General features: G+C 48.6%; 19 protein-coding genes and 1 riboswitch. Of the genes, 13 read left to right on the forward strand and 6 right to left on the reverse strand.

Going from position 1 to position 19,632, the window contains the following annotated elements; all coding sequences use genetic code 11:
- The first annotated feature begins 8 nt into the window (after positions 1-8).
- From DYD62_RS08750 to DYD62_RS23595, 4 genes are all read left to right on the forward strand, one after another.
- A complete protein-coding gene (locus tag DYD62_RS08750; protein WP_165928607.1) occupies positions 9-536 on the forward strand; it encodes a fimbrial protein in 528 nt (175 codons plus the stop codon).
- Between the two features lie 10 nt (positions 537-546).
- The gene (locus DYD62_RS08755; RefSeq protein ID WP_115226970.1) at positions 547-1,068 is read left to right on the forward strand and encodes a fimbrial protein; all 522 of its coding nucleotides are present in this window, start codon (positions 547-549) and stop codon (positions 1,066-1,068) included.
- A 39-nt stretch (positions 1,069-1,107) separates the two neighbouring features.
- A complete protein-coding gene (locus DYD62_RS08760; RefSeq protein ID WP_115226971.1) occupies positions 1,108-2,064 on the forward strand; it encodes a fimbrial protein in 957 nt (318 codons plus the stop codon).
- 113 nt (positions 2,065-2,177) lie between these two features.
- Entirely contained in the window at positions 2,178-2,324 is a 147-nt protein-coding gene (locus tag DYD62_RS23595) for a hypothetical protein (RefSeq protein WP_165928608.1), read from the forward strand.
- Positions 2,325-2,560: 236 nt separating this feature from the next.
- Here DYD62_RS23595 and DYD62_RS08765 read toward each other — a convergent pair whose 3' ends face one another.
- From DYD62_RS08765 to DYD62_RS08780, 4 genes are all read right to left on the reverse strand, one after another.
- A complete protein-coding gene (locus DYD62_RS08765) occupies positions 2,561-3,394 on the reverse strand; it encodes a response regulator (RefSeq protein ID WP_115226972.1) in 834 nt (277 codons plus the stop codon).
- Between the two features lie 472 nt (positions 3,395-3,866).
- A complete protein-coding gene (locus DYD62_RS08770; protein ID WP_115226973.1) occupies positions 3,867-4,820 on the reverse strand; it encodes a threonine/serine dehydratase in 954 nt (317 codons plus the stop codon).
- Positions 4,821-5,468 carry a helix-turn-helix transcriptional regulator gene (locus DYD62_RS08775; protein WP_115226974.1) on the reverse strand — a complete coding sequence of 216 codons (648 nt, stop codon included), beginning with the start codon at positions 5,466-5,468 and terminating at the stop codon, positions 4,821-4,823.
- A 672-nt stretch (positions 5,469-6,140) separates the two neighbouring features.
- The gene (locus DYD62_RS08780) at positions 6,141-6,491 is read right to left on the reverse strand and encodes a hypothetical protein (protein WP_115226975.1); all 351 of its coding nucleotides are present in this window, start codon (positions 6,489-6,491) and stop codon (positions 6,141-6,143) included.
- Positions 6,492-6,728: 237 nt separating this feature from the next.
- Here DYD62_RS08780 and DYD62_RS08785 point away from each other — a divergent pair, with 237 nt between their 5' ends.
- On the forward strand, positions 6,729-7,601 hold the full coding sequence (locus DYD62_RS08785) for a methylated-DNA--[protein]-cysteine S-methyltransferase (protein WP_115226976.1): 873 nt from the start codon (positions 6,729-6,731) through the stop codon (positions 7,599-7,601).
- A gap of 35 nt (positions 7,602-7,636) precedes the next feature.
- On the opposite strand, the gene DYD62_RS08790 is transcribed toward DYD62_RS08785, so the two are convergent.
- Positions 7,637-8,125 (reverse strand): hypothetical protein, encoded by a 489-nt coding sequence (locus DYD62_RS08790; RefSeq protein ID WP_115226977.1) that lies wholly within the window; start codon positions 8,123-8,125, stop codon positions 7,637-7,639.
- A gap of 612 nt (positions 8,126-8,737) precedes the next feature.
- On the opposite strand from DYD62_RS08790, the gene DYD62_RS08795 reads away from it, so the two are divergent.
- A complete protein-coding gene (locus DYD62_RS08795) occupies positions 8,738-9,187 on the forward strand; it encodes a hypothetical protein (RefSeq protein WP_115226978.1) in 450 nt (149 codons plus the stop codon).
- A 50-nt stretch (positions 9,188-9,237) separates the two neighbouring features.
- Here the strand turns inward: DYD62_RS08795 and DYD62_RS08800 are convergent, their stop codons facing one another.
- Positions 9,238-10,230, reverse strand: coding sequence for a sodium:calcium antiporter (locus DYD62_RS08800; RefSeq protein WP_115226979.1), 993 nt, complete (start codon positions 10,228-10,230; stop codon positions 9,238-9,240).
- Between DYD62_RS08800 and DYD62_RS24220 the strand changes: the two genes are divergently transcribed.
- The 7 genes from DYD62_RS24220 to DYD62_RS08835 all read left to right on the forward strand — a co-directional run bounded on the left by DYD62_RS24220 (position 10,229) and on the right by DYD62_RS08835 (position 19,606).
- Positions 10,229-10,354 (forward strand): hypothetical protein, encoded by a 126-nt coding sequence (locus DYD62_RS24220; protein WP_267896113.1) that lies wholly within the window; start codon positions 10,229-10,231, stop codon positions 10,352-10,354. The genes DYD62_RS08800 and DYD62_RS24220 overlap by 2 nt on opposite strands.
- A riboswitch (yybP-ykoY riboswitch) is annotated at positions 10,322-10,438 on the reverse strand. (Overlaps the previous gene by 33 nt.)
- 239 nt (positions 10,439-10,677) lie before the next feature.
- Positions 10,678-11,748 carry a uroporphyrinogen decarboxylase/cobalamine-independent methonine synthase family protein gene (locus DYD62_RS08810; RefSeq protein ID WP_115226981.1) on the forward strand — a complete coding sequence of 357 codons (1,071 nt, stop codon included), beginning with the start codon at positions 10,678-10,680 and terminating at the stop codon, positions 11,746-11,748.
- A gap of 10 nt (positions 11,749-11,758) precedes the next feature.
- Positions 11,759-13,276, forward strand: coding sequence for an ATP-binding protein (locus tag DYD62_RS08815; RefSeq protein ID WP_115226982.1), 1,518 nt, complete (start codon positions 11,759-11,761; stop codon positions 13,274-13,276).
- Positions 13,277-13,456: 180 nt separating this feature from the next.
- The gene (locus DYD62_RS08820) at positions 13,457-14,470 is read left to right on the forward strand and encodes a substrate-binding domain-containing protein (protein WP_115226983.1); all 1,014 of its coding nucleotides are present in this window, start codon (positions 13,457-13,459) and stop codon (positions 14,468-14,470) included.
- 574 nt (positions 14,471-15,044) lie between these two features.
- Positions 15,045-16,343: a maltoporin gene (locus tag DYD62_RS08825; RefSeq protein WP_115226984.1), complete on the forward strand. Its 1,299-nt coding sequence runs from the start codon at positions 15,045-15,047 to the stop codon at positions 16,341-16,343.
- Between the two features lie 533 nt (positions 16,344-16,876).
- Complete coding sequence (locus tag DYD62_RS08830) at positions 16,877-18,493, forward strand: alpha-glucosidase (protein WP_115226985.1); 1,617 nt, start codon at positions 16,877-16,879, stop codon at positions 18,491-18,493.
- Between the two features lie 3 nt (positions 18,494-18,496).
- Positions 18,497-19,606 carry an ABC transporter ATP-binding protein gene (locus DYD62_RS08835; protein WP_115226986.1) on the forward strand — a complete coding sequence of 370 codons (1,110 nt, stop codon included), beginning with the start codon at positions 18,497-18,499 and terminating at the stop codon, positions 19,604-19,606.
- The last annotated feature ends 26 nt before the right edge of the window (positions 19,607-19,632 follow it).

The raw sequence follows: 19,632 nt of genomic DNA on the forward strand, positions 1-19,632 counted from the left end.
TATATACCATGGATAAAAAGACCAAATCTATTTGTGTTCGGATACTGCTTCTCGTTTTATGCATGCCATGTTTGGTGGTTTTTGCTGAATTGATAGTGCCTGCCGTATGGGCTGCAGGTGGAACATCCATTCCGATTATGGGGCAGGTTTATGTTCCGGCCCCTTGTGTTTTTAATGGTGGAAAAAATATTGAAATTGATTTTGGTTATGTAGGGGTAAATAACGTCAATGGCATCAAGTATAAAACCGCGATCCCTATTACGGTTAAGTGTACTGAGCCCGTAAATGGCACCATTAAAGTTGCATTTATGGGGAAAGGGGCGGTGGATGGGTCCAATGCGCTATTGACGAATATTCCTGATTTAGGGATTCAGCTCAGTAAAGATAATAAGGTGATTGCATTAAACAGCATGATGGTGATTGATTATAAATTACCACTACAAATATTTGCCGTTCCAGTGAAAATAAATGGAGGGGGGCCGCTGACCGCTGGTGATTTTTCAGCATCAGCCACATTTATTACTAGACTAGAATAAAAAGGCGGTAATGATGTTTAAAAAAACACTTTTTGTTTTGTTTTATTTGCTGAGTATTCATTCTGCAATGGCTATTGATTTTAATTTCAAAGGTAAATTAGTGGAAGTGCCGTGCCAATTGTTTGCGGGTAGTGAGGCTCAAATGGTTGACTTAGGTGTAGCAGATAAAAATTATTTGTACAGAAATAAGCGATCAATAACACACCGCTTTCAAATACGGCTGGAGCAGTGCGATATCAGTATCAGGAAAACACTTGAAATTATTTTTTCAGGTCCTGAAAGTATTGCACAGCCCGGCTTGCTGATGCCTGATATGCAGCTTAACAGCGCAGAAGGAATTGCGGTAGGTTTGCGGTTTTTAGATAAAGACTTGCCGCTGGGAAAATCAACAGGAGCGTTGACTTTACTATCTGGGACAAATGTTTTTAATTTTACGGCTTTTATACAGGCTGATCCTGAGGCAATTAAAAATAAGAGTATTAAAGAAGGGCTGTTTAATTCAACAGCCCAGTTTTCTCTGATTTACCCCTGATTATTTATTAGCAATACCATTAACCTTAGAGCAAGCATCATGAAAAAATGGTTATTTTGTTTATTTATTTTGTTTTTTTCATGTGGTTCACATGCGATAGAGTGCCATCTGGATAATTTTTGGGGGGCGACACGGGTAGATTCGCCTGTCGGTGATATTTTTATACCAGCAGCACAACCCAATGGCTCTATTTTATACGTGTCCCCACGCTACAGGTTGAAAATCTATTGTTTTTCAAGTGTTAATTATTCAGAAGGGATATTTGTTTATCCTCAGCCAGATCACTCAAAAAGAATTGGCTCAGGGATAAGTATTGGTCTTGTTTATTGGGAAACCGATCACCCTGATTTTGGCGTGGGCGCTGCCAGATTTTATGCCAGTGCAGATACCACTTTCTGTGGAAATCAGGTCGACCGCCATTGTGTTTATATGTGGGCTGATTTTTCTTTCTATTTAAAGAAAACAGGTGATATCACAATGCCATATAATGGCACAGATACATTTTCATTATTTCAGCTTGATGGTGTCAATGGTTTAAACTCACAAGCCAGTAGTTTCCAATTGCTCATTACAGGCCTCTCAAAAATAAGGGTGGCGGATTGTTCCACCTCAGTCAGTGTTACACCCCCTGCGATTGATTTTGGTTCTCTCCCTGCATGGTCTGCTACGCTAGGGCAATTAATTGCCCGAAAAAATATGAATATCAGTGTTTCAAAGAATGCGGCTTGCGGAGCAAAGTTTGGTGTTGATTACCGTTTTGTTACGCCATCAGATCCTTCTTTAGCGTCTAATAGTCTTAGCTTGAAGAATGGTGCTGGAATTTCAATGAATAATGCAGCAACTTGGACATATCTGAATTTCAATCAATTTTATGATTTTGGCCGATTGGATGGTTTTGTGGTGAGTAAAGATTTTACGGTTGACATGCTATCAACAGGTGCAGCAAAGGCAGGTAATTTTTCAGAAAATTTAGTATTTGAAATTAATTATAAATAATATATAGAAGCAGTGATTCACCTATTTTTTGTGTTGACTACTGCTTTTATACGCCATCAAACCCTTCTTTAACCACAACTAGTCTTGGTTTGAAGAATGGTACAGGTCTTTGAATGAATAAAGCGGCAACTTGGACTTATCTGAATTTCAATCAATGTTATGACTTTGACCGATTAGATGGTTTTGTAGTGAGTAAAGATTTTACTGTTGGCATGTTATCAACAGGTGCAGCAAAGGCAGGTAATTTTCTGATAATCTGATTTTTGAAACTAATTGCCGTTAAGTATATGGATTATACAGACTGCTGTGTTATATGCAGTGAAGCGTTGATAGGGCTTCATGATTTTTAACCTGACTCATACATAGACATTTTTTGTGCATATATCTGTGGTATTGCTTTGGGTCATGATGCTTTTGCAAGCAGTAGTTTGCCGTTCACGGTTTTCTCCTGATTAAAGCAGCGGGCTTAATTGAGCCGAGTCTGTAAGGGGTGGCGTCATGAATGAATCTGCTCCCATTTTTGTATAGCGGAGCTCAGATTTTCAATTGCTTGCAGGGCGCTGTCGTTTACTTGCTTTTCTTCAATTAAAATTCTTTCCAGTTTCCCTGCTATTTCCGCGATCTCTTTTGCATCAACAGATAATGCGGATCCATAAATACGATGTGCGTAGTTTATGGCGCGTTTATTGTCGGCGAGTTTTACAGCCATGCTTAGTTCTTTAAGGTCGGCATTCGTTGAATCGATAAACAGGATGCCCAGATCCTGAATGGTCAGTGGAAGATACACAGAGGCCGGGCCAGCAGGTGCTTTAAGCCATGCGTGCAGGATTTTTTTTAATTCAGCCGGATAAAGAGGTTTTGAAAGTAAACCATTCATTCCGGAGTCAATGCATTTTTTTCTGTGATCATTATCTTTGTTGGCAGAAATGGCAATGATAGGAATGGGGGGGAGTGCGTGTTTTTTTTCAAAAAGCCTGATATATTTGCTGATGCTGTATCCGTCGATATCAGGAATAATGCAGTCCATTAGTATCAGTGAAATTCCTTGCCATTGTGCGCTTCCCAACATCGCCAATACATCGCATCCCATTTTCGCAATTAAGGGAATATAGCCTAATTCTTTGATCTGATGGCTGATCGTGGTCTGGCTTACTATATGATCTTCTACGATAAGTATCGTTTGTACTTGTTGGTCTTGTGTTTGTGAATAGCAATTCATATTGCTAGATTCTGAATAAGATTTTTTTTCATTATCACTGTGAAAGTTTTTTAGGATAGGTTTGTGCTCGTTTTTGTGAAGAGAGTGAATTGTAGTACTGATGTTTGGCATGATGTTCCTTGTATTAAATTTTACACAAATATATATGTATATGCTTTTGTTTTTCGATCTTTATATAATATTGACAACTTGTGTTGGTTTGATAAACTTATAATCGTTATGTTTGTTTTTTATATTTCATCATACTGCGCGTTTTGTGGTTTTTTTATATGATTGTAATCAATTTTTATGTGAGTATTTTTAGTGTTTTTCATTCTGTTGCCTATCTGTTTAAATAATTTTCATTGAAAATAAATGCACTTAAATGGCGCGTGTTTGCGCACCTGATCAGTGCGCTCAATTTATATAAAGCGCCTTTATTTCTTTTGCAAAATGATATGTATGCAAGAAACGACAGGGGGCATGCAGCAATGCGGCAGGCTTGTTTTATTTCCAGCCGCCAAGCCCGGTTAAATGGGATTGGCAGGTTTTTTTATTAATGGTTTTTTTGCGGCCAGACTGGGATACGGCGAATAGGCTGGTTCTAAATGGCAGCAAGAAATTTTTGCAGCACAATATTGCGCCCGCATAGCACCACTGCTACGGCTTTGCCTTGGTATTGTGGCGCTTGCTTCAGCATGCCTGCCATTGCGACACCCGCTGCACCTTCGACGATCCAGCGCTCATGCTGTGCCAGCAGATGCATGGCTTGTTTGATCTCTGTTTCGGTGAGCAAAACCTTGTCATCGATCACTTTTTGGCAAAGAGGAAAGGTGATCGATCCGGCTTCAACACCGCCTGCGGTGCCATCAGAGAGGGTATCGGTTTCTTCGATGTCGATCAGGCGGCCCGCTTGCAGTGAGGCATAGAGTGTGGCGGCATTGGCTGGCCAGCAGCCGGTGATCTGAGCGGCGGGCTGAAAGTGTTTTATGGCGGTGCCAAGGCCCGCAATGAGGCCACCGCCACCTACCGATGCAAAGACGGCGCTGAGTGTATTGCACTGCTCATTCAGCTCCATGCCAATCGTGCCCTGACCTGCGATAACGTCGATATCGTTGTAAGGGGATATGAAGGTCTGTTGTAAATAAATTGCCTGGCGGGCGGCTTCCTGCTCGGCCTCCAGTGGCGTTGCATTCAGCTTGATGACCTGCGCGCCCAAGGCTTCAATGGCGTCGAGCTTTATCTGGGAGGCGTTGGCTGGGGTGTATACAGTGACTTTTACACCCGCAATTTTAGCCGCACGTGCAACGGCCAGCCCGTGGTTGCCGGTGGATCCAGTGATAACGCCTTGCGCTCTGGCTTGCGCGTCTAGCTGGAGCAATTTATTGCTTGCGCCACGAAATTTAAATGAGCCCGTGTGCTGTAAGTGCTCGCATTTAAGATAAACCTCGCAGCCACTTAGCCGCGACAGGGCCGCGCTATAGCTAAGCGGAGTGACTGCAACTTGGGGGCGAAGCGCCTGATGAGCGTGCACAATACGGCTAAGCAAGGTATTCATTTAATTTCCTTTGGCTTCTTTTAAGTATTTAAATACGGTTGCACGCCCCATGTTTAATATTTTAGCGACGTAATTTGCAGTGCTTTTCCCTTCGAAAGCCCCTTCGGCATACAGCTGATGCACCAATTCACGTTTGTGCTGGCTTGTTAGATAGGCGAGTTCGAGATGGTGCTCGCGCAGCCACTGATGTAAAAAAGTGTTGATTCGTTCCTGCCAGTCATCTCTGAACAGTTTTTCCGGCTGCGGCTTGATTGCTGCATGGGGCATCAAGAGGTTTAGCGCAGTTTGGGCATTCTCAAATACTGAAATATCCATATTCATGCATAGCATGCCAATGGCGTTGTCGTTATCGTCGCGCAGCAATATTGAGATGGAGCGCAGGCGACGGCCATCCCAATTAAGCTTGTCGTAAGGGCCTATGATCTGTTCATCAGGGCCGAAGGTCATATCATCTAAGGCTGAGGCATCGCCAATTTCCCGCTGAGAAAAATTATTAGCTAGATGCGCAATGGTTTGCGTTGTTAAATCATGGATGATCACTTCTACATGGGGAGCAAGAAGAATGCTGATTCCATCCGCAATATGTCTGTGGCGTTCCAACAGCTGCTGGCTGCGGTCCGCAAGGTGATTCGATGTGATCTTATCCATGTGCAAGTCAACCTGTCGTGTACTAATTTGTCTATAGTATACTAAAAAATATGCAAATAGAATGATTTGCTGATGAACGTATTGAATTTGCATAAGTGGCTGATTTCTTACAAATTCAGCGTTTATAAATGGGGTGGTTCATGCATGCTCATTGTTTAGTTATGCCTAGGCAAGTGCGATGTAGACCATAAACAAAGCCCATTGCCAGACTGATGTAAAGGATTGAAATTTTGTTCTGAAAATTGGGGCGGGCATGTTAAGCAGGCAAAAGCCAGCCCGTAGCTTAAATTTGCCTTTGTGATGAAGGGTTTTGCCATCGCTAGGTGAGGGCTAGGCGCACGTATGACTTAAATAAATGCATACGGCTGGCAAGCACCGCTTTGAACGGGGGCGATGAGTGTTTGCCTACTTCAGCAGGCCGCTTTGTTATGGCGCAGCCACGCACATTGGGCTGGCAGATTGTGGCTGAGCAAGCTGATTCAGCCCAGATGATTTTTACCTTTGTCTCAGGCTAGCTTAATGGCTGCTGTGCACCGCCTTCCTTTGCCAATAAGGGCAAGGTGTGTTTCAGTGAGCAGCATGACTTCCCGTGGTGCGGTTGCCGGACAATGCACCCCTTCTGCGCTTATTTTGGGATGGTGAAACGGCTCGGCGTTGCGGCCTCTGCTCAGGCTAATCCACACACAGCCCTGGTCCGATATTGCCGTTTTTGACTTCTGCATAGCAGCCAAAGGGCAGGGTGTTGGCTTGGCAATGGCCTGTTTGCTTGCCGTCTTCTGCCTGCGGTGTGCCTAGGTCGGCCTGGCATTTTCCTTGGCAATCTGTGCTGTCGCGGCATGTTTTTCCGGCGTCGGGGTAAGGTTTTACACAGTAGCTGTGGCCCATGATGCCGCCTTGTTTTATTTCTCCGCCTTCCATTGCACAGCTTTGGGCCTTTGATGGCAGAGTGTCGCTGGCGGGTGGCGTGGCAGTTGTGCAGGCGCTTAGCAACAGGGCGATAAGGGCGAGTTTTAGAGTTTGCATGGGCGGGCTTCTGCTTAATTGTTTGACCAAATTGCCTGCATTGTAGAGCGGTTTATTGCTGCGGGCTCTTTGAACATAGCAAGATTCGGGTCGCGGCTGTAGCTTTTAATCCCCATACTCTGCGTATGATTTATATCAAGCAGCGTTTATTGCCGTAGCGGGGCCTGCTGAATATTTGTACCGCAATGGGTGTAAATCCGGTAAGCGCAGGCCGCAATACATCGGGATGGGATTGAAATGACGGACTACGAGCGTATTGAAAAAGCGATTTTTTATATTTCTGCCCATTTGCACAGTCAGCCAAGGCTGGATGAAATTGCAGCCCACTTACATTTAAGCCCCTTTCATTTTCAGCGCATGTTTTGCCGCTGGGCAGGGGTGACGCCCAAGCGTTTTTTGCAGGTACTGACCTTAGAGCGGGCCAAACAATTATTGCGTGAATCCAAATCACTGCTCGAAGTCTCTAATTCGCTGGGTTTAAGCAGTGGCTCGCGCCTCTATGATCATTTTGTGCAGCTGGAGGCCGTTACGCCGGGGGAGTACAAAAAGGAAGGGGTGGGTTTGTCCATCGGCTACGGCGTGCATAACACGCCATTTGGCCCTGCATTTATTGCGATTACGCCTAGAGGAATTTGTAAGTTTTCCTTCTTGCAGGGCGAGGCGATGGGCGCGCATCTGGCCGATTTATGCAAAAAATGGCCCTATGCCGTGGTGCATGAAGAGCAGCAAGCCACGCTTGAAGTCTTAGATGGCATGTTTGGCGTGGCAAAAAAGCCAAATAAGCCTATTTCTTTGCATGTGGCGGGGACGAATTTTCAGGTTAGTGTTTGGAAAGCCTTGCTACAGATTCCGCCTGCGGCTGTAGTGAGCTATTCCCAGATTGCCAAAGCCGTTGGCCGCCCCAGTGCGGCGCGGGCGGTGGGCACGGCGATAGGCTCAAACCCGGTTGCATTTTTAATTCCCTGTCATCGGGTGATTCAGCAGGGCGGTAAGCTGGGTGGCTATTACTGGGGTGAGGCGCGCAAACATGCGATTCACGCATGGGAGTCGGCAAGATACGAGGGATTCGCACCAGAAGAGGCGGCTCAGGCAGAGCACAGCCTCTTTTAGGCGCTGGAGCATGGCGGGCCTAGCTCTGTTTACATTTACAGGCAGCTGGGCGCAGCACACAGCTCAAGTGTTTTGCACAGTGCTAAAAAGCGATCCAGTTTATTGCTGCGAATCAATACGATTTGCAGTTCATCATTCAGCGGCTTGCTGAAGTTCACCAGTGTGTAGGCTGGGGCCAGCTCTTTTTGGATCAGGGCAAGGGCTTCTGCATTGCTGAGTGTTTTGAGTGTGGCGGCCGCTAAATCCAGCTCACCTTCACCAAAAGCATCTTCAATTTGTGCATAGAGCGCATCGGCTTGTTTGCCGCGGAAAATCAGGCCGTCTTCCAGCTGCTCGATCATGACCCATTCCCAGAGTGGAATCGCAAAATGGGCTTGGTAAGCGCTTTCTTTATCGTTTGCCAGATAGGCATCTGCATCTTTTTCGGCTTTAAGCACTTCTGCGCTCATGGCCATGATGTCGTTTTGCTCTAGGCCGCCATCGGCGATCAGGTCAAAAAATTCGGTGATATGGGTTTGATTCATTGGGTAATCCTGATTAGGGCCTCATTACAAACGATAACTTCTTGCAAGGCGGCATGACGCATTCAAACATCACTGCACCGATTAACGATGGCGTGGCGATCTTGCCCGCGCTTTCTTTGCTTAGAAACTCATCGCTGTTGAGCGGCCCATTAATAAATGCCTTCGGCGCTACAACAGCGCCGAAGGGCAGATGATAAAGGGATTTTAGTTTTAGTGCCTTGCTCTTTATCCGCGAGCTTAAAAAAGGCGTGCTTTAGTATCAGAAAGGCTCGGGTAATATTGCCAATTTATGACGAAATTCTACTGCAGAGGCGTGCCTTAAAAAAGCGGTCGGCCGTGCAAGAAAGGTTTTAGTCAGGAAGTGCCCATCGGCTGCCGGGCAAAGTAGCGCCAATGAAAAGGGCATAAAAGCTTGGGGCAGGCAGGTTTTGTTTTGCAGGCGATCTTTTATCTGGCCTTTTTTTTGATGGCTTGTAAGTTTTTTCTGGGTTTATTCGTGCGGGTTTTTTTCTTGATCCAATGGTTAGACCTATCTTGACAGTGCTAAATCATGCTGAAACACTGCTGGCAAACACAGTAAGACTGCCTAGTAAAAATAGAAAGGAGTTCATCATGAAAAAAGTAAAAGGCTTGCTGATTGCCGCTTCTGTAGCCGCGATGTTGTCTGCTTGTTATATCGTGCCTATTCAGCCTGCAACTGCGGGTGCAGGCTCGTCGCCCCGTCAGCCAGTACCTGTGGCGATGGCTGAAGTTGTGGCTCCACGTCCTGTGTATACCGCAAGGCTTTATCCGACTAATGAGGCCGCTGCTGCGATTGGCCGGATCAACGGCACAATCAGTAATCCTGAAAAAGGCCATGGCGAATTTGCTTTTAGTGCAGGCAAAGAAGCCTATGCAGGCGAAGCCACCCGTGCTCCGGGGTCTTCCAAAGGCAATGCAAATGCGGTGGGTAATAAAGGCGGCTACGCCAAGTGCGATTACAGCATGAGCAGCGCAGAGCTGGGAGCAGGTACGTGCACCTTCTCTAACGGTGCACGTTTCGATTTACATATCTCGATTTAAACACGCTGCCCATCGGTGAATTTATCCGCGCCGATGGGCATTGTTCTGCTTCAGATTGCCCAGCCTAAGTAGAGCGCAAATCCTGCGTAAAGAAAGCCAATGCAGCTTAATTGCTTGCCTGTGACTTTGCCGCGCCTAAACATTAAATACAGCACAATAATCGCCACGGTGGTAATGATGCCGGAGGCGAGTAGCGGGCCGTCGAATAGCCAGGGCGTAAAGAAAATACCCAGCGCACTGGGGATGGTGGCCTGAATCATCATCGCCCCCGATATATTAGCCAGCGCCAAGCGCTCCTTGCCTTGCCGCACCCAGATCAGGGTGTTCATGATTTCTGGTAATTCTGTTGCTACGGGGCTGAGCAAAAGGGCCACTAGGTGCGGCGCTAGGCCCAGCATCTCGCCTAAGTTTTCGAGCTGGGATACAAAAATATGCGAGGCAAGGGCAATCACCGCGAGGGCTAAGCTCACCTGCAAAGCAGCCCAGCGCCAATGATCGCTGCCCGGGCGCAGCTTTAATGGCTCTAGTTCTTCTTCCTCCGCTGCCGTTTCGGCGGTGTTGATTTCCCGCCATACATAAACGGCATAAGCCAGCAGAAACAGCAGACCCAAATAGGGCTTAAACGCAAAGGCGACTAAGCCCAGTGCTACTTTGAATATAAAAATGGCTAAAAACGCCAGCTGATCCCGGCTAAGCCGTACCTGATCAACCTTGACTAAATAATCGGTACGGGCCAGACGCTGACGGTTACGCCAGAGCGCCAAGCCCACCACGGCATAGGCAATCGTTGCTAGGACCAAGGGGCCGCCCATGGCCGCGCCTACGCCAATTTCTTTTTGCGCGGGCGTAGCACCAAAGACCACTGCCGTAAAAGTGACCGCGCTTTCGGGGAGCGCCGTGCCAAAAGCTGCGAGCACTGAGCCCACGGCGGTCGCGCCCAGCTTCATATGCCGGCCACACCATTCAATGGCGTTGACGAAATAATCACAGGCTAAATAGATGGCAATGGCAGATGAGAAAAACAGCAATAGGGTGAGGAACATGCGAAATCACAATGCCGGGCAAGCTTTAAACCAATGGCGCAACGAAACGGCTTGCCCGGCAGGCAAACGGATCGAGGCCAAAGGTCTCGCTGAATCATTCGCCATACCGGCTGATGATCAATGACGCCATGCAGCAAGAAGCCGCAAGTTTGTTGACGCCACCTCCCTCGCTTTGCGCGAAGGATAGCTACTCCCCAATGACAGGAGGGGAGAGTCTGGCAGAGGGCGTGGTGCCGGGCAAGGTACTTGTTAACACTTGCATGGAGTGGATATCGGGCGTTGCAATCATCTGGCCGACCATACTTGAGCTTTGCATTGCAGTATTTTATGGTTTTTTTGGGTTTTTAATGCCAATGTATTGTGTGGGATGAAATGATAAGGAAAGGATTATGCAAGTAGTGGTGTCTGACTTAAACTAAAGGAAGCAAAATTCGGGGGTGTTATTTTATGAGTATCAAAACTGAATCCATTGGCAGTATTCCGCGATCAGCAAAATTGCAGCATGCACAGGCTTTGTATGATCAGGGCGAGATGAGCGCTGCTGAGCTGGAGGTTTTTTATGATGAAGCGGTTAAAGACACCATTTTAAATCTGGAGGCGATTGGTTCGTCTGTACTGGGGGATGGCGAGCAACGAAAAACCCATAGCTTTGCCACCTATGGGGTAGAGGGGAATGAAAACATGGCCGCAGATGGCTTATGTATTCCTTTTCATGACGGGCATATCCGCCAGTTGCCCCGCTTAACCCGCGGACCTTTCCGGTTTGCACGTTTTGCCCATGAAACCATTGGCCGGGCGCGCCAATATACGCAAAAGCCCTTTAAGCAGGCCATTATCTCGGCTTCTGCTTTAAGTTTGCTTTACCCCGTGAAGGGCATTGCCGATTATCCCCGTGATGAATTTGTGGCTGATTTACTGGCCGAGCAGGAAAAAGAAATTCGTGGTTGTTTTGCCCAAGGAGCGAGCAAAGTGCAGCTTGATTTTACCGAGGGGCGTCTCTCGGTAAAGCTGGATCCTAGCGGGCAGGTTTTGCGCAGCTTTATTGATATCAATAATATGCTGCTGGATCGCTTCAGCCCTGAAGAACGGCAAAAAATTGGCATTCATACCTGCGCCGGCAGTGATCATGATTCCACTCATAGTGCCGATGTGGATTACGCCGAATTACTCCCTAGTCTGTTTGAAATAAAAGTGGGGTGTTTTTATATCGCGCTGGCCTGCGAGAAAGACCCGGAGAGGGTGCTGAAAATTATTCAGCAATACCGTAAGCCTGATCAGGTGATCTTTGTGGGGGTGATTGACGTGATTAATCCGCAGATTGAAACCGCCGAGACTGTTTGCGAAAGAGTATTGCAAGCCGCACGTTATATTCCGCATCCCTATCTGGCGACGACCGATGATTGTGGCTTTTCCCCTTTTTGCGATGACACCAGTACCAGCCGCGAAACCGCATTTGCTAAAATTGCAGCCCGTATTGAGGGCACCGCGCTTGCGGCGCGGCAGTTAGGCTACGCCTGAGCCCATTGTGATGTTGCATAGCTACTCCTTGTTTGATCAGGCCGGTACTTTGCTGGATTGGAATGCTGTTTTTGCTGAGGAATTTGCCGCAGTTAAATTGCAGCCGGGAATCAGCATTGATGCAATTCTGGCCGCACACCAAACGGCGGTTTTATCTTGTGATATAGGTCCGTTTTGTTATTCCAATACGGAGGTTTCCGTTGAGGGTGATGTACAGCTGACGAGCAAAGGATTGTTTGTGCGTATGGCGCAACTAAGTCGGGTGCTGGTCGCTGATCATGTCAGCCTGCTGCGCTCGGCCGCGATGCAAATGTCTAATACCATTGTGGCCGAGAAAGCCAGCCAAGAAGATGCACTGCGGCGGGCAAAAGCAGAGGCAGACGCGGCAAATCATGCAAAAAGCCAGTTTTTGGCTACCATGAGCCATGAAATTCGTACTCCGCTCAATGGCATTTTGGGCATGGCGCAGCTGCTTTTACTGGATGACCTAGAGAAAGAAGAGCGCCTGAGTTACGCGCAAATTATTTTGAAATCAGGCCAGAGCTTATTAACGCTGCTTAACGATATTCTGGATTTATCCAAAGTAGAGGCGGGTAAATTTGATCTGAATATTGCGGTGTTTGAGCCAGAAAAGCTCATGGACGATGTGCTTTCATTGTTCTCTTATAGCCTGATTCAAAAAAACATCAGCGTGCGTCGCAGCTGGCTTCAGGCTGCAGACAGGCCGCGCTATCTGGGCGATGCACTGCGTTTAAGGCAGATGCTGGCTAATTTACTGGGCAATGCCGTGAAGTTTACGGATGCCGGCACGGTGATGGTAGAGGCGTATGAAAGCCAGCGTGATGGCGATCATGCCATGCTGATGTTCAGGGTGTCGGATTCGGGTATTGGCATCAGCCCAGAGCAGCAATCGGCGTTATTTCTGCCTTTCTCTCAGCTTGATAACAGCAATACGCGCAAATACGGAGGCAGCGGCTTGGGATTGTCCATTGTGCGTGAGCTGGCACGCCTGATGGAGGGCGAGGTCGGCGTTGAGAGCGAGCCGGGCAAGGGGTCCTGCTTTTGGTTTAGTGTCCGTGTAGGGCTGGATTTCTCAGAACCGGCGGCCATGCCTTCCAGTATTGTTTATGAAAACCCAGGGGCAAAACACACTCTGCCCATTATGGTGGTGGATGATAATCCGCTTAATTTAACTGTGATAAAAACGATTTTATCTAAGCTGGGTTTCGCGCTGGAGCTGGCTCAGGATGGCCGCGAAGCGATCCAGCGGCTTGTCGATGGCGTCATGCCTACCCTGATTTTTATGGATTGCCAGATGCCCGATATTGATGGCTTTGAAGCAACTCGGCAGATCAGGCAGATAGAGCTCGCAGCGCATCGCCCCCGTACGCCCATTATTGCTTTGAGCGCAGGCGTGTTTGAGCATGATCGTCAGCTGTGCCTTGATGCAGGCATGGATGATTTTCTAGCCAAACCGATTCATATCGATGCCCTGCAAGCCATGCTTAAAAAATGGCTGACTATCTAAATACAGCGCTTAATGCAGGTGCCTTGTTTTATCGGCATATCGCTGGGCCTTCGTTTTGTAAGGCTGATGCTTCCCTTTTGCAATGATGCTGCAATATGACTTTGTTTATGCCTTCAATTCTGGCGCAAGCGGCGGGCAGCGTGGTATAAGCTGAATGATCAAAATCTTACAGAAAACATAATGAATTTGCGGGAATTGGCTCAGTTGTTGAATTTATCGCCAACGACGGTAAGCCGCGCCTTAAATGTTTTTTCTGATGTCAGTGAAAAGACGCGGCTTAAAGTGGCCGCAGCAGCCGAGCGCCATGGCTATCGGCCTAATAGTACCGCCCGAAAACTGGCGCTGGGCCGCACCGATTGCGTGGGCATGATTTACCCGTTGCAGCCTAATGATTTAAATGATCCGGTGTTTCATGCCATTGTGGGCGGGATGACCGATCAGTTTAATGATGCAGGCATCGATCTGATGCTGATTTCGGCAGACAACCACAATGAGTTGCAAACCTATCAGCGCATTACCGCCGGGCACCGGGTAGACGGGCTGATTGTGGCGCGTACCTGCGTATTTGACGAGCGATTACGCTATTTGCAATCGTGTCAGTTTCCTTTTGTCGCGCACGGCCGCTCGCAAATGGATGCACCTTATCCTTGGTTTGATTACGATAACGAAGCCGGTACGCGTGCAGCAGTAGAGCGTCTGCTAGCCTTGGGGCATAAGCGAATCGCCCTGATTTCTGCGCCCCTAGCGCTTAATTTTGCCATGCAGCGTAAGCAGGGTTTTGTGGCCGCTATGCAGGCCGCAAGTGTAGCTATTGATTCGGCTTTATTACAAGAAGGCGCGTTGACGGCGCAAATGGGCGAAGCGTTAATGCACCGCCTGCTAAAGCTCAGCCAGCGGCCAACGGCGGTGATTGTAGACAACAATCTGGCCGCCATGGGCGTGCTGGCGGCACTTAGGCAGGCAGAGCTGAGGGCGGGGACGGATATTTCGTTGATTGTGTTTGGCGGCGTTGCGCCAGAGCTGGCCATGGGGCAAAACATCACCGCCATCCGCCAGCCAGATCCGCGTGAAGCAGGCATCACACTGGCCTCGCTGATGCTGGCAAGGCTGAGAGGGGAAGACCCCGCCTCCTTACAAGTGCTTTGGCCAACCCTGTTGCAGCCGGGCACGAGTGATCAGGCTTGTTTGATTTAATTAGGCTGCTTGTTAAAACCCAAATCCTAAAACACGGAGGGGCGCGGAGAAAACCTAAGGTTTGTAGGCAAGAGTGAGGAAACAAAGTATTTATGTGGGCGGGCATAAAGCCGTGCTCATCCTCATGTTTTTTTAGAATGGCCAAAGGTATGTGGTTTTTTGGGGAATTACGCCCTGTTTCTGCCCGATTTGTAATGTAGAACCCGTTTTGTTGATTGCCCGTTTCTTTTGTAAGGAAGCGGGCATTTTTATTGCCCTGAGCTCAGGATGCGGCGTAAATAAATGGGCGTTTTAATGATGTATGAATATTGTAAATAGGGTTAACAATGTAGTTTACAGCGTGTAGTGCCCTGGATTAACTTACGAAAAATCAAATCCAAACCGCTTTGGAAATTGTGGATGGCTTTGTTTTTATCGCTTTCAAACCGTTTAAAACAAATAAAATGATGGATTGAAAGCGCTTTTGATCTGCCTTGGCAATATGATTTGCTGTTTTGTAGGGGTTTATTGATTTACTACAAGGTGGCTTATTCGTTTTAGCTGCATGGCCGTACCTATACAGGGAAAAGATGAGATGAAGTTCAAATCAGTAAATCAGATTTTTGCACCGGCAAAGTTAGCGCTGGCCGTTTGCGGCCTCGGGCTGGCAGGCAGTGCACTGGCCATGCCGGTCGATTTTCATGGCTATGCGCGCAGCGGTATTGGCTCGAATGCTACAGGTGGCGGATCGCAATCCTGTTTTCAGCTCGATGGCGCAGGCTCTAAGTATCGCCTAGGCAATGAGTGCGAAACTTACGCTGAGTTTGCGGTGGGCGGTAATGTATTTGAGAAAAAAGAAACTGGCACGCGTTTTAGAATTGAATCGCGTCTTGCTGTTTCTGCCAAGCAGTTTCAGGATTGGGAAAGTGATTCTGGCAAATCTGCCGAGTTTGCTTTCCGTGAAATGTATGTCACGGCTGAAGGCGTAGGCCTAGGGGAAAGTAAGCTGTGGGCGGGTAAGCGTTTTTATGATCGCCAAGATGTGCATATCAATGACTTTTACTTTTGGGATAACTCCGGCCCCGGCGCTGGGATTGAAAATGTAGATGTGGGTTTTGCCAAATTTGCCTACGCATGGCGTCAAAATACCGTGACCACATCCGACACCAGTATCGAAAATCTGGATCGCAAAATCGGCGTATCCGGCCATGATTTCCGCCTCTCTGGCATTAAAGTGAACCCAAATGGTGAGCTGACGGTGGGCGTTGATTTGCGCTTTGCCAATAAGGCCGACAAAGATCAGGGCAAGGCTACTGATGGTTTTGGCTTGAATCTGATGCATACGCAAAGTGGCGTTTTTGGGGGCTTTAATAAGATTGCCCTGCAATACGCCAAGGGCAATATCTCTAGCTTTGCGGGTGGCTACCCGAATGTAAACGCTGATTCGGGCGATAAAGCGTATCGCGTGGTTGAGCAGCTGATGTGGCAACCTGAAAACAGCCGCTATTCCGGCATGATGGCCGCTATCTGGCAAAAAACCGATCCGGCTGCGGCAGGCAAAGGCCAGACTTGGATGTCGTTTGGCGTACGCCCGACTTATATGTTTACAGATAACCTTGGCGCTGCCATTGAAGTAGGTTACGACCGCGTTAAGCCAGAAGAGGGCGATGCCCGCAATCTATTAAAAACCACCGCAGCGTTTTTGGTGCAGCCAGAAAAAGGCTTTTTCAGCCGCCCACAACTGCGCTTTTTTGCAACTTATGCCAAGTGGGATCAAGCCGCTCAAGAAGCGGCTGGCCTGAAAGCGGTAAATAACCCGCTGTCGGCCAATGGCCCGTTTGGCAATGATAAAAGCGGCTTCACCTTTGGCGCTCAGGCCGAAGTATGGTGGTAAGTTGGGCTGGTGCAGTCTTAACTGGTATTAGACAACCCAAATCTTGAAACACGGAGGCCACAGAGAACACGGAGTTTCACGGAGAAAAGTCTTTTAAATATGTTCATTGGCTTTGATTTCTGGTCATGTTCAATTTAAAAAGTTTGAATTTTTACCGGGACTGGTGGCACAGGGCTTAAGAGTCCCCTTGAAACACGCCGTAGCGAGGAACAAGCGGGGCGGGGTTTCGGCCAGGGAGCGAGGCAGCGAGCCAATCCCGCCCGCCGCCGACTCGATTGTCCGCAGCGTAGGGGTCTTCGTGTTTCGTGGGGCGGCCTTCTTTGCTTCCTTTCTTGGCCGTTCAAGAAAGGGAGTCCCCCGCGGGGATGCCGCACCAAAACCAACGTGCCGAAGGCACTAAAAAGATGATCCATGAGTAAGCTCGGGTCTTGAATAAGACTTAAGTGCTAAGTCAGCTAAAACAGGATGTTTAGGCTGGCTTAGCGTGTTGAACCCCTCCGGGCTTTGCCTGGAATTTTATAATGGATTGAGTCATGCTCAAGACAGATCGTGAATGGTGGCGTGGTGCTGTCATCTATCAAGTTTATCCACGCAGCTTTGCAGATGCCAATGCCGATGGCGTGGGTGATTTGCAGGGCTTGCTCGGCAAATTGCCCTATATCGCCGCGCTGGGGGTAGATGCGGTCTGGATCAGTCCGTTTTTTAAATCGCCAATGAAAGATTTTGGCTACGATGTAAGCGACTATTGTCAGGTTGATCCGCTGTTTGGCACGCTGGCCGATTTTGATGCGGTGCTAGCCAAGGCGCATGAGCTGGGCTTAAAAGTGATGATCGATCAGGTGCTCTCGCACACCTCGGATCAAAACGCCTGGTTTGCCGATAGCCGCCTGAGCCGTAAGGGCGACAAAGCCGATTGGTATGTTTGGGCCGATGCCAAGGCCGATGGCTCTGCGCCAAATAATTGGCTGTCTGTGTTTGGTGGCCCCGCGTGGACGTGGGATACGCGCCGTTGCCAATATTATTTGCATAATTTTTTAAGCAGCCAGCCCGATTTAAACTTCCATTGCCCTGACGTGCAGAATGCCATTTTAGAAGCGATTCGTTTCTGGCTGGCGCGTGGCGTGGATGGCTTTCGCTTTGATGCGTGTAATTTCCATTTTCATGATCGCAAGCTGCGTAATAATCCGCCCGCTAAAAGTAAAGATACCAAGACAGTTAGCCCGGATAATCCTTACGGCTTTCAAGCGCATGTACATGATAAATCCCAGCCAGAAAATATCGACTTTCTAAAACGGGTGCGTCTGCTGCTGGATGAATACGGCGCAATGAGTGTGGGTGAAGTAGGGGATGACGACAGCCTGAAAGTGATGGCCGAATACACCACAGGCGGCGATAAGCTGAATATGGCCTATAGCTTTAATTTGCTGACTAAAGACTTTACTGCGGCGTATATCCGCAAGCAAATTGAAGACCTTGAAAAGCGCATAGGAGATGGCTGGGGCTGCTGGTCTATTGGCAATCATGATGTGATGCGCGTACTGAGCCGCTGGGGCAATAACAGTCAAAACCCGCGATTTTCGCGCAGTATGCTGGCGATGCTGCTGTGTTTTAGAGGCTCTGCCTGCCTGTGGCAGGGGGATGAGCTGGGGCTGCCCGAAGCCGATATTCCGTTTGAGCTATTGCAAGATCCTTACGGTATTGCCATGTGGCCGGAGTTTAAAGGCCGCGATGGCTGCCGCACACCGATGCCCTGGCAGCATGATGCCGCCGCTGCTGGCTTTAGTACCGGCGCACCTTGGTTGCCGGTACCTGAATCACACCAGCAGCTGGCCGTCAGCACGCAAGAGCATGACCCTGAATCCACCTTAAACTTTTATCGCCATTTTATTAGCTGGCGTAAGACGCAAGCCGTGCTTTGGCAGGGTGATATTCAGTTTGTGGATGCGCCAGAGCCGCTGCTGGCCTTTAGCCGCAGCCTCAATGGTGAGCGCTGGTTGTGCGTATTTAATTTATCTGAAAGTCGCCAATCGCTGCCGTGTAAAGACAAGCTCACGCAACTGGCCGATGCGGGCCTGAGTGGCGCAAGTATTAAGTCAGGCGTGATTGAGTTTGACCATTGGGGCGCGCTGATTGCCCGCGTAGAGGCGTAAGGTATGGCTACTGTTTCATTAAAAGGGATTAAAAAAGCGTTTTCTTCGGTGTATACCCTGCATGGCATCGATTTAGAAATCAAAGATGGCGAATTTATTGTGTTTGTTGGCCCCTCTGGCTGCGGTAAATCAACCTTGCTGCGCACGATTGCGGGCTTAGAAGACATTACTGATGGCGAAATGTGTATCGATGGGCAACGCGTCAACGAGCTGCCGCCGGTAAAACGTGGCATATCTATGGTGTTTCAGAGCTACGCGCTTTACCCGCATATGGATGTATTTGAAAACCTCGCTTTTGGCTTAAAGCTGGCGGGCATGAAAAAAGCCGAATACACGCCACTGGTAGAGCGGGTAGCCAAAGTTTTGCAAATTGAGCCTTTGCTGCATCGCAAGCCGCGCGATATGTCGGGCGGGCAGCGGCAGCGGGTGGCGATTGGCCGCGCCATTGTGCAAAAGCCGAAGGTGTTTTTGTTTGACGAGCCGCTGTCTAATCTGGATGCCTCGCTGCGGGTGCAAATGCGGATTGAAATCGCCCGTTTGCACCGCGAGCTGGGTAGCACCATGATTTATGTCACCCACGATCAGACCGAAGCGATGACCTTGGCCGACCGGATTGTGGTGCTGCGTGCCGGGCAGGTAGAGCAGGTTGGCACGCCGATTGAGCTGTATTACCAGCCGGATAATCTGTTTGTAGCGGGCTTTATTGGCTCGCCCAAAATGAATACTTTAAGCGCCAAGATTGCCGCAATTGATGAAGGCAGCGTGACAGTTGCCTTAGCAGATGGCAGCCAGCTTGCGGTGACGGTGGATGCGGCAGGCGCAAATATCGGTGACGAAGTCACACTGGGCGTGCGCCCCGAGCATTTGAAAATTTCACCCGCAGCGGGCAGTAATGCGCTGAGCGGTATCACGCTGGCGCTGGAGCAGCTGGGTGAAGCATCGATGTTGTATTTAGAAGTGCCCGGCATGCGGGATACCTTTGTGGCCCGTATGCCTGCGCTGTTTAGCTCAAAACCGGGCGAGCGCAGCGTGCTGCACTTTAGGCCGGAGCACGGTTTCTTGTTTAAAGCCGATGGCAGCGCAATGCGCCGTCTTCACCCACTGGCCGAATAATCATTTGGCTTTTTAAAAATTGCAGC

Source organism: Iodobacter fluviatilis (genome assembly GCF_900451195.1).
GTDB classification, from domain to species: Bacteria; Pseudomonadota; Gammaproteobacteria; order Burkholderiales; family Chitinibacteraceae; genus Iodobacter; species Iodobacter fluviatilis.